We start from the raw sequence: 15,253 nt of genomic DNA on the forward strand, positions 1-15,253 counted from the left end.
CAAGATGAACTCACCCCAGCCGCCTGCTTCCGCCCCTTCCGGCCCTTCTGCGCACGAACGCCCCGGTTACACGCTGCGGCAACTGGTGATGTACTTCCTGCGGCTTGGCACCTTGGGCTTCGGGGGACCGGTGGCGCTTGCGGGCTATATGCACCGGGATCTGGTCGATGCGCGGCAGTGGATTACCGATGCCGACTACAAGGAAGGCCTTGCCCTCGCGCAACTGGCGCCGGGCCCGCTTGCCGCCCAACTCGCGATCTACCTCGGATACGTGCACTACCGCATCCTCGGGGCCACACTCGTCGGCGTCGCCTTCGTGCTGCCATCATTCCTGATGGTGCTGGCGCTCGGCTGGGCCTATGTACGCTTCGGCGGTCTCACCTGGATGCAGTCGGTGTTCTACGGCGTGGGCGCGGCGGTGATCGGCATCATCGCGATCAGCGCCTACAAGCTGACCAGGAAGAGCGTAGGCAAAGACAAGCTGCTGTGGTTCATCTATCTGGTGCTCGTGGCGGTCACGGTCATCACCGAATCGGAGGTCGCGTGGCTGTTCCTCGCGGCCGGGGTGCTGGTCTGGTTCTGGCGCGCACCGCCAAAGTGGCTGCGGCAAGGCAGGCTGAATGCGATCGCGGCAGCCCCATTACCGGCCGCAAGCGGCATGCTGAGTACCGTGGATTGGCCGCTGCTCTCGCAGATCGGTGTGTTCTTTGCCAAGGCCGGTGCATTCGTCTTCGGCTCCGGGCTTGCCATCGTGCCCTTCCTCTATGGCGGCGTGGTGACCGAACATCACTGGCTGAACGACAAGCAATTTGTCGACGCCGTGGCGGTCGCCATGATTACGCCCGGCCCGGTTGTCATCACCGTCGGCTTCATTGGCTACCTTGTTGCGGGCCTGCCTGGTGCCTGCGTGGCGGCCGCGGCGACGTTCCTGCCTTGCTACCTGTTCACCGTCCTGCCGGCGCCTTACTTCAAGAAGTACGGGAAGCTGCCGGCCATCCTGGCGTTCGTCGACGGCGTCACCGCGGCGGCCATCGGCGCCATCACCGGGGCGGTGATCGTCCTGGCCAAGCGCTCGATTGTCGATATCCCGACCGCGCTCCTGGCGCTCCTTACCGTCGCCTTGCTGATCAGGTTCAAGAAGCTGTCCGAACCCATGATCGTCGCGGCTGCGGCCTTGATTGGCCTGGTGGCCTATCCGTTGCTCCATCACTGACGTGTTGCGGCACAGCAAATGATTCGCGCATTGCTTTCCGACCTTGCCTTTCCACCCGGCACCGACGCAGGCGTGATGCCGCTGCTCGCCGGGCGGGCGTTGCGCGGTTTCTGCGATGGATTCGTGGCTGTACTGCTGCCCGCGTACCTGCTGGCCCTGGGCTTCGACCCACTCGCCGTGGGACTGATCAGCAGCGTCACGCTGATTGGCTCCGCGATGACGACCATTCTGGTCGGACTCGTCGGGAACCGCTTTCCGCAGCGCCGTCTGCTGATACTGGCGGCCGCCCTGATGGCCGGCACCGGGGCGGCCTTTGCGGGTCTGTCATCGCTCTGGCCGCTCTTGATCGTTGCCTTTATCGGCACGCTGAACCCGAGCTCGGGGGATGTCAGCGTGTTCCTGCCGCTCGAGCAGGCGCGGCTGGCCGAGGCCGCGACACCTGACGCGCGCACGGCATTGTTCGCGCGCTACGGACTTGCGGGTTCCCTCTCCGCGGCGTTCGGAGCGTTGGCCGCAGCGATACCTGGTTGGCTTGGCAGGCATACCGGCCTGTCCTTCCTGGACGGCATGCGCCTGATGTTCCTCGTCTACGCCTTGACGGGCATGGCGCTCTGGGTGCTCTACGCGAGGTTGCCCGAACCCCATCCGCAGTCGATGTCGACGGCCGCGCCGTTGGGGCCATCGCGCCAGATCGTCATCCGGCTCGCGATGCTGTTCAGTGTCGATGCGTTTGCGGGCGGCCTGGTCGTCAATGCCTTGCTGTCGCTTTGGCTGATGCAGCGTTTCGGGATGTCCCCGGGTGCGGCGGGCCAGTTCTTCTTCTGGGCCGGGCTGCTTACCACGGCTTCCCAGCTCGCCGCTGTGCCACTGGCCCGAAGGATCGGGCTACTGAACACCATGGTGTTCACGCATATCCCTTCCAGCGCGTTCCTGATTGCCGCCGCGTTCGCACCGTCGTTGAGCTTGACGTTACTGTTGCTGCTGGCGCGCAGCGCGCTGTCTCAAATGGATGTACCAACACGGACGGCATTCGTGATGGCGGTGGTCACCCCCGCCGAGCGGACGGCGGCAGCAAGCCTGACGGCGGTGCCGCGCAGCCTGGCTGCCGCGATCGGCCCAGTGCTGGCCGGTGGGCTCATGGCAATGGGGTGGGCTGGAGCGCCATTGCTGGCTTGTGGTGTGTTGAAAATCGGCTATGACCTTGCCATGCTGGTCGCCTTCCGGCGTGTTGGCACCCTGAATTGATGGGAACACGGCGTTGAATATCGCCATGAGCGCACCACGTCACGGCAGGGTGCCGGGCGGCAACACGCTCCATCCTGAAACGCTACTGGATGTCGTCCTCCCATGACTCCGGAGGACGCCGTTTTGGTCGAATTCGAAAAGGACCATCACCGACCGAATCTCGCCGCCTGAGAACAGCGGGCCAATGAACGGCAGAAAGCTCTCGGGATGTGGCCTGGAGCTGGCAAACGAATAGATCAGGACCGTCGAGCCGCTACTTAGGGATGCCCGCCAGGTCGGATTTCCGAGCTGCCCGGTAACGTCGTCGAGCGTGGAGAAGCCGATCATGAAGTACGACAACTGTTCCTGCTTCACATCGACGCCAGTCGACACGCAGGCAGCCAACCCGAACGTCGCCAAAAGAATGTGAACACCCGTCATGGCGAACCGGGCTCGTCCATGGAAGACCAGTGTGAGGAAGGACATGGCGCTTCTGGCGACTGACCGTTGACGGCAACCACCGGCCAGATGGATTCCGTGAATCGTTCACAAACACGTGGCCGTCTCCTACATTTATAGGCGCCTGAAGAGCACAACCCCATGCCGTGGGGGCTCATGCCACGCGTCCCGGAGCACATCATGGATACAAAAAGCGAATTGCAAAGCACCATGGATGCGCTGGTTCAGGCCGGCAAAGGCCTCTTGGCCGCCGACGAGAGCGGGCCAACGATTGCCAAGCGGTTCGAGCACATCGGTGTCCCATCAAGCGAGGAGACGCGCCGCGCGTGGCGCAGCCTGCTCTTGTCCACACCGGGGCTCGGCGAGTTCATCAGTGGCGTGATCCTGTACGAGGAAACGCTGGGCCAGCGCGCCGACGATGGCACACCGTTACCGGAGATGGCGGCGCGCCAGGGCATCGTGCCCGGCGTCAAGGTGGACAAGGGCAAGCTGGCGCTCGCCCACGCACCCGGGGACGAGATCACCGAGGGCCTCGATGGGCTGGCGAAGCGGCTCGCGGGCTATCGCCAGCAGGGCGCGCGCTTCGCTAAGTGGCGCGCGGTGTACAACATCTCGGACACGCTCCCGGGCCGGCTCGCCATCACAGCGAACGCGGAAGCGCTGGCGCGCTATGCCGCGACCTGCCAGGAAGCGGGCGTGGTGCCGATCGTCGAGCCCGAGGTGCTGATGGACGGCGCGCACACCATGGCGCGTTGCGCCGAGGTGTCCGAGGCCGTGCTGCACGAAGTCTTCCACGCCTTGCACCGGCACAGGGTGGTGCTCGAGCACATGCTGCTGAAGCCGAGCATGGTGCTGCCCGGCAAGGCGTGCGGGCTTGCTGCAGCGGCCGAGGTGGCCATGCATACCGTGCAGATACTCAGGCGCACGGTGCCGGCGGCGGTGCCGGGCGTTTTCTTCCTGTCCGGCGGCCAGACACCCTCTGAAGCCACCGCCAATCTCGATGCGATGAACCGACTCGCCCCGCTGCCCTGGCGGCTGTCGTTTTCGTACGGGCGCGCCTTGCAGGAACCGGCGCTGCTGGCGTGGAGAGGCGAGGCAGGCAACGCGGCGCTCGCACAACGGGCCCTGTTGCAACGCTCCCGCCTGAACGGCATGGCCTGCCTGGGCCAATACCAGGCGGCGCTCGAGGATGCCACAGGCTGAGCCTGCAACACGCTCAGTGCGCCACGTGGGACGTCGGCATCCGAGCGGCGTCTCGTTCGTTCAGAGGGATGGGCGAAGACCGTGGAATTGGCTCGCCCTTTCCAGCAGGCCGGCGAGATGAAGAATCGTCGACTCGGCCTGCCAACTGGATACCAATTGAACGTTGATCGGCATGCCGTCGTGGCTTGAACCGAACCGAATCGACAATCCCGGAAGGCCGGTCAGGTTCAGGGGCACGGTTGCTCCCTGCAGATAGGTAGCGTCCACGGTTTGGCCATTGATGAGGAATGTCGAGACGCCATGCTTGTGTGCCGGAATCGGTAACACGGGCGTACGGCGGGACTGCTGCCGGCGTAAGCCCGGCCCCGCACACCGTCGACAAGCAAAAGCCCAAAAAAATACCCACTGCCGGGAGGGAGTGGGTATCCAAAGTGGTATGGACAAGTCGCGGAATTCGTCCACGTGGCGATCCTCGCACCCCGGCACGCGAGTGCCAATAATCTTTCCGGACTAGCCGGGCGTCTGCGCAACGCCCCGCATGGACAAGCTGGCCGGAATCGAGTCCAATCGTCTCCTCCCCCGCCCCCCGCCGTTCCATGCCCCGTGCCCGCCTCCTGCTGATCGATGACCACACCCTGTTTCGCACGGGGCTCAAGCTGTTGCTGGCGGACAGTCCGAGCGTGGATACGATCATCGAGGCCGGTTCGGTGATGGAGGCCGTGGCGCAGCATGGCGAGAAGCCGGTGGACATCGTCCTGCTCGACATCCAGATGCCGGGCCTGAACGGGATCGAGGGCGTAAAGGTACTTAAGCGTCACTTTCAGACGGCGAAATTCCTGATCGTCTCGGGCACCTCCGGGCTCGACGCCATATCAGCCGAGGCGCGCAAGGACATTGCCGGATTCCTCCCGAAGTCCGCCGATGCGCGCGAGATCGAGGAAGCGATTGCCTGCTGCCTGAGCGGCGGCACGCATTTCGCCACGGATGGCAACGGCGGCTGCCTTGATGGCCTGAATGGGCTGAATGGCGCCCCGCAGGCGGCGCACTATGCGCCGAGCCAGCTCACGCCGCGCCAGTTGGAGGTGCTGGGGCAGCTCAACCTGGGGCGGTCGAACAAGGTCATCGCCTATCACCTGGGGCTGTCCGAGAACACCGTGCGCGTGCACGTGGCGGCCATTCTCGGCCACCTTGGCGTGGTCAGCCGCGTGGAAGCCATCCTCGAGGCCCAGCGCCGCGGGCTGGTGCAGGCGCAACGCTGACTGCCCGCCGCCATCCGCATGACATCGACTCCATTCGGCCTGCTCCCGCGCTACGACGAGCCGCGCCTGCTGACGGCGCAGATGGAGTTGATCGACCAGAGTTTTGGCATCGCCATGCTCGGCTGCGCGCTGGCCGCGCTGATATTGGCCAGCGGGCTGACCATCACCGGCGGGCACCCGGGCGCGCTGCCCTGGGCGGCGGCAATGGCCATCGCCTGCGCGGCGGCCTATTTCGGCCGGCTGGCGGTACCGAACCGGCTCACCGAATCCGGCTCGGGCCGCTACGCGCGGGTCATGACCGTGATGCTGGTGCTGATCGGCAGCCTGTGGGGGCTGGTGGCCTGGCTCTATCTCGATATCCGCTCCCCGGCCGTGGTGATCTGCGTGCTGTCGCTGATCGCCGGCATGAGTGCAGCGGCGCTCGCGGTGTTCTCGGCCTGCCTGCCGGTGGCGGTGGGCTTCTTCATCCCGTCGATCGTGCCGGTCTGGATGGTCTTCCTGGCCACGGGCGATATCGCCTACCTGCCGATGTTCCTCGGCACGCCGCTCTATCTGGTCGTGCTGATGATTTTCGCGCGCAACTACGCGCGCGTGGCGCGGCATGCCATCGCCCTGCGCTTCGAAAACGTCGAACTCATTTCGCAGTTGCGCGACCAGACCGCGCGCGCCGGCCACGCCCAGCGCGGGGCCGAGGAAGCCAACCGGGCGAAGTCGGTGTTCCTGGCCTCCGCCAGCCACGACCTGCGCCAGCCTTTGCACGCGCTGGGGCTGTTCGTGGTCTCGCTGGGCCGCACGCGGCTCGATGACCACCAGCGCCAGCTGCTGGCCCATATCGAGGCTTCCTCCGGCGCGGCCCGCGAGATGCTGAACACGCTGCTCGATTTCTCGAAGCTCGAAGCGGGCGTGATCACGCCCCGGCCGCGCCCGTTCCGTCTGCAGCCGCTGCTGTACAAGCTCGAGAACGAGTTCGCGCCGCAAGCCAACGCGCGCGGGCTGGTCTACCGCACGCGCGACACCACCGCCACGCTGTTCGGCGACCCGACGCTGGTGGAACTGATCCTGCGCAACCTGATTGCGAACGCCATCCGCTACACGCGCACGGGTGGCGTGCTGGTGGCCTGCCGCACGCGCCGCTTCCATGTGTCGGTGGAGGTCTGGGACACCGGCATCGGCATTCCGGCCGCGCAGCACCAGGACATCTTCCGCGAGTTCCACCAGCTCGGGAATCCCGAGCGCGACCAGCGCAAGGGGCTGGGCCTCGGGCTGGCCATCGTCGAAGGACTGGCGCGCACGATGCAGACGCGCGTGACGCTGGCCTCCGCGCCAGAGCGTGGCTCGGTGTTCCGGCTACGGCTGCCGCTGGCCTGGACCGCGCCCGAGGAAGTCGCCCATCCGCGCGCCGCGATGCGGTTGGACGGGCTGCGCGTGCTGGTGATCGACGACGACCCGGCCATCCGCGAGGCCATGGCCGGGCTGCTGGCGGTCTGGCACTGCCAGTGCCGCACCGCCGAGAGCGAGGAAGAGGCGCTGGCCACGCTGGAGGCCTTCACCCCGGACCTGATCCTGGCCGATTACCGCCTGCGCGGCCATCGCACCGGGCAGGAAGCCATGGCGGCCATCCGCGAGCGCGTGGGCCGTGCGCTGCCGGCCATCATCATCACCGGCGACACCGCCGCTGACCGCCTGCGGCATGCCCATGCCGGCGGCACCGCCCTGCTCCACAAACCCGTGGTGCCGGGCGAACTCCACGCGGCCATCAGCACCCTGCTGCGCGAGTCCCACTGGGTGGAAATCGACCAGGGTGAATGCTCGCGGGCGGAACAATAAGCCCCACCCCCATTCATGCATTAAAAGCATGAATGAATCAGTCCTATTAATTGGACTTAGATCAGCACGCCCACCACACTGCAAGGCAGAAGCGGGCGCGGCACCGCAGCTCGTCCGGCCAATGCGCACGTCATCCCCAACAATGACCCAGCAGCGAGGAGCCTTCCATGCCTTTGTCCCCATCCGGCGACCTGCCGACCCATGATCTGCTGATCGACGGCCAGCGCGCGCCGCCCGGAAGTGGCGAATACTCCACTGACATCAATCCGGCCAACGAAACGCCCATCGCCCGCGTGGCGCAGGGCAATGCCGCCGACGTCGACCGCGCCGTGCAGGCCGCGCGCGCCGCGCTGAAGGTCTGGAACCGCATGCGCGCCGCCGAGCGCGGGCGCATTCTCTACCGCTTCGCCGACCTGCTGGAAGCCCACGCCGAGGAACTGGTGCAGCTGGAAAGCCAGGACTGCGGCAAGCCGCTGGCCGGCGTGCGGCGCCAGGACGTGCCGGCCGCCATCGACACCGTGCGCTACTACGCCGGCTGGTGCGACAAGATCAACGGCCAGGTGATTCCCGCCCGCAACGACGCGCTGACCTACACCGTGCGCGAGCCGGTGGGCGTGGTGGCCGCCATCGTGCCGTGGAATTTCCCGCTGATGATCGGCATGTGGAAGATTGCCCCGGCGCTGGCATGCGGCTGCACGCTGGTGGTGAAGCCGGCCGAAATCACCCCGCTCTCCGCGCTGCGCGTGGCCGAGCTGGCGCTGGAGGCTGGCGTGCCGCCGGGCGTGTTCAATATCGTCACGGGCAAGGGCAGCGTGGTCGGCAACGCGCTGGTGGCGCACCCGGGCGTCGACAAGGTGACCTTCACGGGCTCGCCGGGCGTGGGGCGCGGCATCATGCAGGGCGCGGCGGCCAACTTCAAGCGCGTGACGCTGGAGCTGGGCGGCAAGTCCGCCAATGTGATTTTTGCCGATGCCGACCTGGACGCCGCCACGCGCGCGGCGGCCTCCGGCATCTTCTTCAACGCGGGCCAGGTCTGCTCGGCGGGCTCGCGCATCCTGGCGCAGCGGCAGGTCTACGACGAAGTGGTCGAGCGGATGGCCGCGCGCGCCCGCGCGATCCGCGTGGGCGACCCGGCCGAGCCCGGCACGACCATGGGCCCGGTGGTCTCGGCGGCGCAGATGAAGACCGTGCTGGACTACGTGGAGATCGGCAAGAAGGAAGGCGCGAGCGCGGTCACCGGCGGCGCGCGCATCGGCGAGCGCGGCTTCTACGTGGCGCCCACCGTGTTCGCCAACGTCGAGCACGAGATGCGCATCTCGCAGGAGGAAATCTTCGGCCCGGTGGCCAGCGTGATCCCGTTCGACGATGAGGCGGACGCGGTGCGCATCGCCAACGGCACCGCCTTCAGCCTCGCGGCCGGGGTGTGGAGCGCGGACATCGCGCGCGTGCACAAGGTGGCCGGCGAGCTGCGCGCGGGCACCGTGTGGATCAACACCTATGGCTATACGGACGTGAGGCTGCCGTGGGGCGGGTCGGGCGACTCGGGCCTGGGGCGCGAGCACGGCGATGCCGCCATCGAGAACTTCACGGAACCAAAGGCGATCTGGCTGTCGCTACGCTAGCGTCAGCCAGAACGGAGGAGGATGGGATGCGGAGGGTCGGTCAGCCGACCATCCGCATCGGCAGCAGCGCGTAGGCGATCGTCAGCACGCCGACGATGGCCGGGGAGCCGTACTTGAGCGCCAGGCTCTGCGACTGCACGCCCAGATACGTGTACGCGCAGATCAGCATCATGGCGCAGGCAAAAACAAGGCCGTCATAGACTTGCATGGATGTCTCCCAGAGTTCGTTCTTCGACTACTTCTGTGATGGCGGGCTGGCTCGAATCGGGGCGCCCGCGGTACTGCCCAACGCAATCTATTGAGGCCCATGGTCGTCACTTCACCGGGCCGTGACAATCATGGAAATCCCTGCTCCTGCCGCGCCTGGCTCATCGCCTATGGCGCGTGCCTTATTTGCCGCATCGCACCAATCCGCGCCGCCGCAGCCGGCGCTGCGGACGGGGCGTGCCCAGCGACGCGGCGTCGTTGCCGAACGGGATCGGGTGGTCCATGTACGCGTTGAGCTTGTCGCGCACGAAGGAGGTGTCATCGCCCACCGTCGAGATGATGCCCGTGGTGGCGCCGCCGCCCAGCAGCAGCGTGAAGATGCCGCGATACGGGAAGTCGCCATAGGCCGGGGCGCTGACGTCGAACGGTATCGAGCGCTCGAACATGTCCTCGGCGCTCGTGCCCATCGCCCAGTGGAAGGCATCCGGGAACTGCAGGGCGATGATCTTCGGATTGATGTTGTGGTAATCGCTGCCGATGGCCGGATCGCCGAGGATGTACGTGCCGCCCGTGCCCCAGTTCTGCGTGTCGAAGTTGTCGTTGACCGGGTCCGTGACCAGCGGCGCATGGCTGGCCGGCACCTGCCACGGCATGATCGGCACCTTGAGATCGCGGCTCAGTTCGGCGCAGAAGTCGAAGAAGCGCTTCCACTCGTGCACCCAGTAGCAATAGCCGTTGGCGTAGGCGCGGATGGTGAAGTCGTCGGCCTCGTAGCGGTCCACGGCGAGGAAGTCCGGCGCGTACGGCCCCTCGTGGACCTTCAGCGCCCGCACATACGCGGCGGTGACCCGGCCGTTGCGGACCGGTGAGTCGTCGGATGCGTAGATCCACTCGGACGCCCCCACCCCCCACAGGTTGACCTGCCAGCCGAAGGTGACCGCCGGCGCCACGGTGCGGATCAGCCAGTTCACGGCCGCCACATAGCCCCGGATGTTCTCTTCGATGTTCTGCGGAATCGTGGCGACCACCTTCCAGTGGGCCAGGGCCTGCCGCAGCGGCTCGCGCACCGGCATGGCGTAGTCCGGCGCGAATCCGCCCTGCTGGCAGGCGCCGAGGAAGTCCGGGTTGACCACGAAGCCGCACGGCACCGGATGATCGACATCGGTGTGGGCCTTCGCCAGGTTCAGCGACAGGATGAGGTTGCCGAAGCTGTGAGCCAGCCCCTGCGTGTTGGCGAGCTGCGTGGGCGTGTCGCCGAGCGACAGGTTGCAGGTATAGGACACCATCACCGGCAGCACCTTGTGGCCGCCGCCAATCTGCTGCTCCACATCGCGCGCCAGCAGGATGGTGCGCGTGGTCTGGGCGTCGTCGGTCAGGTATTGGCCGGGATCGCCGGCCCCATCGAAGCCCGCGTACTTGAACACCGATGACGCGCGCGCCGCGACGAAGTCCACCGCATTGCCCGGCGTCAGGTCGGCGCAGCCGCCGAAGCTCAGGAAATCCGGGAAGCCGCGCACCTTGAGGTTCGCGCCCTGCGAGACGTCGATATGCAGCTGCGCCTTGCCCGTGGACAGCACGACGAGGTAGTCCGCGGTCTGCGTGTTGTACACCACGCCGTCGTAGATGAAGTCCGACACCTCCACGGCGTACGTCTGCGGCTGCACCGGCACGGCGAGGTTGTAGCTATGCGTGCCCGCCACGAGGTGGAAGGTCTGGTGATAGCTCATGTTCGGCGCCACCAGACGCACGTCCAGCGGCGCGTTGACGGTCACGTCCGAGGTGATGACGACCGGCAGCGTCACGAAGCCGGCGGTGCTGACCGCCGTGGAATGCATGTCGGCGGCCGTGAACGCAACGAACTGGAGCTTGGTATCGAGCGAACGGTGCTGGGACGGGAACGTGTGGCGAACGTTGTTCACCGCGATGCTCGCCACGCTGATGTCGACCACGCCGACCAGCGGCAGCCCGTGCAGTTGCGTGAGATGCCCGGGCGGGCTCGAGAACGCGGCGAGCGGGTCCTGGCTGTTGCGGGACACCACCGTGACGTCGAGCAGTTCGTCCGCCAGCACGGGAATATCGCCAATCGACACATCGAGCGCCGCGGTGTACTTCGCCGGGTCGTAGACGACCATGATGACTGCATTGCTGCCGGGCGTGACCGTGACGGTCGACGGCTGCACATGGGCAGTGGACACGACCGTGCCGGCATGGTTCGACAGCGGGCTGGCGGTAATCGAATACGTGCCGGCCGGCAGCGCCAGCGGCGTGGTCGTGCCCGGCGCCACTGTCTCCACATGGACTTGGGTGCCCTGCGTGAAGTACAGGGTCTGGGCGGACGAGTACAGCCGCTCATCGGGCGCCGAGTTGGCCTGCACGCTGACGATGCCGTTGGTATCCGGCAGCGTATCCGCAGCCAGCGCGAACGACGACAGGTAGTCGGCCGCGTCGGGGCCGGTCAGGTCGCCATTGATGCCGATATTGATCTTGTCCTGGGCGGCAAACGTGTGCCCCAGTTCGAAAATGAGCTTGGCGGTGACGTCCCAGGTCTGGCTGTCGATCTGGTCATTCGTGGTCTCCGCCGTGGTCGGCGTCCACATCCAGAACTGCGGATTGAAGTCGGTGGGCTGCACCGATGCCGGGGAATGGAACCCCATGCCGAGGAAGTCGTTGACCCGGACCGCGCTGCCATCGGCGTAGCGGATATTCGTGACCGAGATCACGCCATACCACTGCGACGCCCCGCTCTCCACCTTGATGTCGTAAAGCACTGCCATGATCCCTGCCTCCGCATGTTCGTCAGCGCGGCGCCCCGTGCGCCAGCGTCAGCGCAGGTTAGGCGGCAAGGCAGGATCGGAGAATGGATTGGCGATGCGCGCCGGATGCATCAGATGGATCAGGCGCGCCGGGAAAGGCTGGACAAGTGGAAGTCAGGGACTCAGCGCTGGCCGAAATGCGCGTCGCGGAACAGCTTCTCGAGCCCGCGCGGCTGGGAGCGCCAGTACTGCTTCGGGGCGTCCACGCTGGCGCCGAGCTTGGCGGCGGCATGCCACGGCCAGCGCGGGTCGTAGAGCATGGCGCGCGCAATCGAGATGACATCGGCCTCGTGGTTGGCGACGATGGATTCGGCCTGCTCGGGTTCCGTGATCAGGCCCACGGCCAGTGTCGGCAGGCCCACCTCGGCCTTCACGCGCTGCGCGTACGGCACCTGGTAGCCCGGTCCGAGCTTGATGGCCTGCTGCGGGGACACGCCGCCCGTGCTCACATGCACCGCCGCGCACCCGCGCGCCTTGAGCGCGTGGGACAGCGCCAGCGTGCCGTCGATGTCCCAGCCGTTCGGCACCCAGTCCGTGGCGGAGACGCGCATCCACACGGGCCGCTCGGCCGGAAACGCCTCGCGCACGGCATCGAACACTTCCAGCGGGAAGCGCATGCGGTTCTCCAGGCTGCCGCCGTACTCGTCGGTGCGATGGTTGGCCAGCGGAGACAGGAACTGGTGCAGCAGGTAGCCGTGCGCGCCGTGCACCTCGATACCGTCGATACCAAGCCGCGCAGCGCGCTTGGCCGCCGCGACGAAGTCGTCACGAATCTTGCGCATGCCGGCCTTGTCCAGCGCCACGGGCGGCACTTCGTCCGCGCCATGCGGCACCGCCGACGGCGCCAGAGTCTGCCAGCCGCGCGGCTGGTCCGGGCGGATCTGCGCGCCGCCCTCCCAGGGTGCCTGGCTCGACGCCTTGCGGCCCGCATGCGCGAGCTGCACGCTCACGGCGATGGGCGAGTACTTGCGCACCGCGTCCAGCACGCGGCCCAGCGCGGCCTCGTTGGCATCGCCGTACAGGCCGAGGTCGTCCGGCGAGATGCGGCCCTCGGGCGACACCGCCGTGGCCTCGACGATCAGCAGCCCGGCGCCGGACAGCGCCATGTGGCCCAGGTGAATCATGTGCCAGTCGGTGGCCGAGCCCTCGTCGGCCGAGTACTGGCACATCGGCGCAATCGCGATGCGGTTGGCAAGTTCGAGATTGCCGATCTTGTAGGGCGTGAAAAGTTGGGACATGAACAGGTTCCTTCGGAGGCCTTCAGGCGTAGGCGGGTGTCACGATGTTTGGCGATTGTAGTGGCGCGCGGAAAACCTTGCTCGCAACGCCCCTACAGCGCCGCCGACCCTTATCGCACCCGTCCCCGCAGCGCCAGATCCGCCCCCAGCGCAATCACGAAGGCCACCGCGCCGCAGGCAAAGATCAGCGCGTAGTTCTCGTGCGTGTGCGCGAACAGGTAGGAGTAGCCGTAGCCGGCCAGCACCTGGAACAGCGCGAAGGCGCTGGTCACGCGGCTCCAGGCGGCGCGCTGCGCGCTGGGGTCGTGCGGCAGCGCGTCGTGCACGCGGCCGAGCATCAACGGCACCACGCCGGGCGTGAACGCGCCGAGCACGATGGTGGCCGCCACGATCGCCACGGGGCCGTCCCACAGCGCCAGCGCCGCCACAGCCAGGGCCTGGAGCGCCAGCGCCAGCCGGTAGGCATTGCGGAAGCCCATGCGGTCACCCATGAAGCCGGAGACCAGCGGCCCGGCGATGGCTGCCACGCCGTAGAGCACCCAGTAGCCGGCGCCCACGTTGGCGCCCTGCCCCAGCCCGCGCGCCACGTAGTCCACCAGCAACACCATCGCCGGCACCAGCCCCAGCGCATTGGCCGCGTATTGCAGGCTCAGCAGCCGCAGCGTGGGCCGCTCGGCGCGGAGCGCTGCACCAATTTCGGGGTGCCCGGCGGGCGAGGCCGGCGTGCCGGCCGGCGCATCGGTGGTCGGCCAGCCGAACCAGCTCAGCGCCGTCAGCACCAGCGACAGCGCGCCAAGGCCGAGCCACGTCTCGCGCAGGCCCAGCGTCAGCAGCGCCGGCACCAGTGTGCCGGATGCCGCGATGCCCAGCCCCAGGCCGAGAAAGATCATGCCGCTGACGAAACCGCGCCGCGCCGGGGCGATATGGGGCAGGATGGCCGTCGCCACGAGCACCATGATGGCGCCGCCGGACAGCCCGGACAGGAAGCGCCAGAAGAAGAACCAGCTCACCGAGAGCGGGAACGCGCAGGCGAAGAACGCCGCCGTGGCGGCCACCATCAGCCAGCGCAGCGCATGGCGGTTGGACAGCCGCGCGGCGATCGGCCGGCCAAACAGCGCGCCGGCGAAGTAGCCCGCGAAATTGGCGGCGCTGAGCGTGACCGTATCGGCGGCCGTGAACCAGTGCGCGTGGATCAGCGGGGGAATCAGCGGCGTGTAGGCAAAGCGTGCGAGGCCGATGGCGACGAGGCTCGCGCAGAGGCCGGCCAGCGCGGCATAGAGGGCCCGGGCATCGAGCGCCCCGTCCGCGGAGGGCCGGATCGCGGTGGGTGTTGGTGCCGTAGCGGCATCTTGAGACATGACGGAACTCCTTGGGGACGAACGCCGCCCCCGCGCTGCGCCGGCAGCACGTTGGCGAATGGATCAGGGGGAATGCGAGGCGGGCCGGGGGCCCTCAGCGGATCAGCGGATCGGCATCAACACGATGGCGGGGACGTGGACGGCAGACCCAGCATGGACAGCGCCTGCCGCACCATCGCCTCGAGCAGCGGGCGCTCGGGCATCACGCGCGACAGCACGCGCAGGCCCACCTGCACGGCCAGCAGGTTGGCGGCCACGTCCTCGGGGACGAAGTCGGCATCCAGCGTGCCGGCGGTCTGAGCGGCGCGCACGGAACGTTCGAAGAACGCGCGGAGATCGTCCAGTTCCTCGGCTACCACCTCGCGCAGCGCGGGGTCGTCGGACGAGGCATCCAGGGAAGCATTGATCAGCATGCAGCCGCGATGCTGCGGGTCCGCCAGTGCGCGCTCCACGCTCTCGGCGAAGAACGCCGAAATGGCCTCCGCCGGCGGATGGTTCGCTTCCGCGCGCGCGATGCGGGCACGCAGCGACTTGTTCAGGTAGTCGTCCAGCGCCAGCAGGAACAGCGAGCGCTTGTCGCCAAACGCGTTGTAGAGGCTGGGCTGGGTCAGGCCCATGGCCTGCGTCAGCTCGCGCGTGGACGTGGCCTGGTAGCCCTTGTCCAGGAAGGTGTTCTGGGCGGCGGCCAGCGCAGCCGCTGCGTCGAATTGCCGGGGTCTTGCCATGACGATTCCGTTTTGTATCGGTCGATATGAAACGGATTATAGAGCGATCGATACAAAACGCAAGGTCGGATGCTGCGTCGCCACAAAAAACAAACCGCCCGGCGG

At 67.2% G+C, this 15,253-nt stretch carries 13 protein-coding genes; 6 read left to right on the forward strand and 7 right to left on the reverse strand.

Annotated elements, in window-relative coordinates:
* The first annotated feature begins 4 nt into the window (after window positions 1–4).
* Together AC1DFU_RS08185 and AC1DFU_RS08190 are read left to right on the forward strand one after the other, a co-directional pair.
* The gene (locus AC1DFU_RS08185) at window positions 5–1,213 is read left to right on the forward strand and encodes a chromate transporter (protein WP_092295044.1); all 1,209 of its coding nucleotides are present in this window, start codon (window positions 5–7) and stop codon (window positions 1,211–1,213) included.
* Between the two features lie 18 nt (window positions 1,214–1,231).
* Window positions 1,232–2,458, forward strand: coding sequence for an MFS transporter (locus AC1DFU_RS08190; protein WP_092295042.1), 1,227 nt, complete (start codon window positions 1,232–1,234; stop codon window positions 2,456–2,458).
* 39 nt (window positions 2,459–2,497) lie between these two features.
* On the opposite strand, the gene AC1DFU_RS08195 is transcribed toward AC1DFU_RS08190, so the two are convergent.
* Entirely contained in the window at window positions 2,498–2,878 is a 381-nt protein-coding gene (locus AC1DFU_RS08195) for a hypothetical protein (protein WP_092295119.1), read from the reverse strand.
* A 198-nt stretch (window positions 2,879–3,076) separates the two neighbouring features.
* Here AC1DFU_RS08195 and AC1DFU_RS08200 point away from each other — a divergent pair, with 198 nt between their 5' ends.
* Complete coding sequence (locus AC1DFU_RS08200) at window positions 3,077–4,099, forward strand: class I fructose-bisphosphate aldolase (RefSeq protein WP_441592698.1); 1,023 nt, start codon at window positions 3,077–3,079, stop codon at window positions 4,097–4,099.
* A 60-nt stretch (window positions 4,100–4,159) separates the two neighbouring features.
* Here AC1DFU_RS08200 and AC1DFU_RS08205 read toward each other — a convergent pair whose 3' ends face one another.
* Window positions 4,160–4,585 carry an amidase family protein gene (locus AC1DFU_RS08205; RefSeq protein WP_441592699.1) on the reverse strand — a complete coding sequence of 142 codons (426 nt, stop codon included), beginning with the start codon at window positions 4,583–4,585 and terminating at the stop codon, window positions 4,160–4,162.
* Between the two features lie 110 nt (window positions 4,586–4,695).
* On the opposite strand from AC1DFU_RS08205, the gene AC1DFU_RS08210 reads away from it, so the two are divergent.
* The 3 genes from AC1DFU_RS08210 (at window position 4,696) to AC1DFU_RS08220 (ending at window position 8,807) form a co-directional block, all read left to right on the forward strand.
* The gene (locus AC1DFU_RS08210; RefSeq protein ID WP_092295038.1) at window positions 4,696–5,358 is read left to right on the forward strand and encodes a response regulator transcription factor; all 663 of its coding nucleotides are present in this window, start codon (window positions 4,696–4,698) and stop codon (window positions 5,356–5,358) included.
* Window positions 5,359–5,376: 18 nt separating this feature from the next.
* A complete protein-coding gene (locus AC1DFU_RS08215) occupies window positions 5,377–7,185 on the forward strand; it encodes an ATP-binding response regulator (protein WP_441592700.1) in 1,809 nt (602 codons plus the stop codon).
* Window positions 7,186–7,352: 167 nt separating this feature from the next.
* Window positions 7,353–8,807 carry an aldehyde dehydrogenase family protein gene (locus tag AC1DFU_RS08220; RefSeq protein WP_441592701.1) on the forward strand — a complete coding sequence of 485 codons (1,455 nt, stop codon included), beginning with the start codon at window positions 7,353–7,355 and terminating at the stop codon, window positions 8,805–8,807.
* A 40-nt stretch (window positions 8,808–8,847) separates the two neighbouring features.
* On the opposite strand, the gene AC1DFU_RS08225 is transcribed toward AC1DFU_RS08220, so the two are convergent.
* The 5 genes from AC1DFU_RS08225 to AC1DFU_RS08245 form a co-directional block, all read right to left on the reverse strand.
* Window positions 8,848–9,015, reverse strand: coding sequence for a hypothetical protein (locus AC1DFU_RS08225; RefSeq protein ID WP_177219923.1), 168 nt, complete (start codon window positions 9,013–9,015; stop codon window positions 8,848–8,850).
* Window positions 9,016–9,196: 181 nt separating this feature from the next.
* On the reverse strand, window positions 9,197–11,788 hold the full coding sequence (locus AC1DFU_RS08230; protein ID WP_177219922.1) for a hypothetical protein: 2,592 nt from the start codon (window positions 11,786–11,788) through the stop codon (window positions 9,197–9,199).
* A 161-nt stretch (window positions 11,789–11,949) separates the two neighbouring features.
* Complete coding sequence (locus tag AC1DFU_RS08235; protein ID WP_441592702.1) at window positions 11,950–13,065, reverse strand: NADH:flavin oxidoreductase/NADH oxidase; 1,116 nt, start codon at window positions 13,063–13,065, stop codon at window positions 11,950–11,952.
* 110 nt (window positions 13,066–13,175) lie between these two features.
* Window positions 13,176–14,423 (reverse strand): YbfB/YjiJ family MFS transporter, encoded by a 1,248-nt coding sequence (locus tag AC1DFU_RS08240; protein ID WP_441592703.1) that lies wholly within the window; start codon window positions 14,421–14,423, stop codon window positions 13,176–13,178.
* A gap of 116 nt (window positions 14,424–14,539) precedes the next feature.
* Entirely contained in the window at window positions 14,540–15,148 is a 609-nt protein-coding gene (locus AC1DFU_RS08245; protein WP_092295024.1) for a TetR/AcrR family transcriptional regulator, read from the reverse strand.
* Window positions 15,149–15,253: the final 105 nt, after the last annotated feature.

This window comes from Cupriavidus sp. 10L45 (assembly GCF_056395225.1).

Bases quoted from the DNA above. Each gene is read 5' to 3' on its own strand.
- AC1DFU_RS08185 (WP_092295044.1), top strand. From the start codon at position 5: ATGAACTCACCCCAGCCGCCTGCTTCCGCCCCTTCCGGCCCTTCTGCG.
- AC1DFU_RS08190 (WP_092295042.1), top strand. From the start codon at position 1,232: ATGATTCGCGCATTGCTTTCCGACCTTGCCTTTCCACCCGGCACCGAC.
- AC1DFU_RS08195 (WP_092295119.1), bottom strand. From the start codon at position 2,878: ATGACGGGTGTTCACATTCTTTTGGCGACGTTCGGGTTGGCTGCCTGC.
- AC1DFU_RS08200 (WP_441592698.1), top strand. From the start codon at position 3,077: ATGGATACAAAAAGCGAATTGCAAAGCACCATGGATGCGCTGGTTCAG.
- AC1DFU_RS08210 (WP_092295038.1), top strand. From the start codon at position 4,696: ATGCCCCGTGCCCGCCTCCTGCTGATCGATGACCACACCCTGTTTCGC.
- AC1DFU_RS08215 (WP_441592700.1), top strand. From the start codon at position 5,377: ATGACATCGACTCCATTCGGCCTGCTCCCGCGCTACGACGAGCCGCGC.
- AC1DFU_RS08220 (WP_441592701.1), top strand. From the start codon at position 7,353: ATGCCTTTGTCCCCATCCGGCGACCTGCCGACCCATGATCTGCTGATC.
- AC1DFU_RS08225 (WP_177219923.1), bottom strand. From the start codon at position 9,015: ATGCAAGTCTATGACGGCCTTGTTTTTGCCTGCGCCATGATGCTGATC.
- AC1DFU_RS08230 (WP_177219922.1), bottom strand. From the start codon at position 11,788: ATGGCAGTGCTTTACGACATCAAGGTGGAGAGCGGGGCGTCGCAGTGG.
- AC1DFU_RS08235 (WP_441592702.1), bottom strand. From the start codon at position 13,065: ATGTCCCAACTTTTCACGCCCTACAAGATCGGCAATCTCGAACTTGCC.
- AC1DFU_RS08240 (WP_441592703.1), bottom strand. From the start codon at position 14,423: ATGTCTCAAGATGCCGCTACGGCACCAACACCCACCGCGATCCGGCCC.
- AC1DFU_RS08245 (WP_092295024.1), bottom strand. From the start codon at position 15,148: ATGGCAAGACCCCGGCAATTCGACGCAGCGGCTGCGCTGGCCGCCGCC.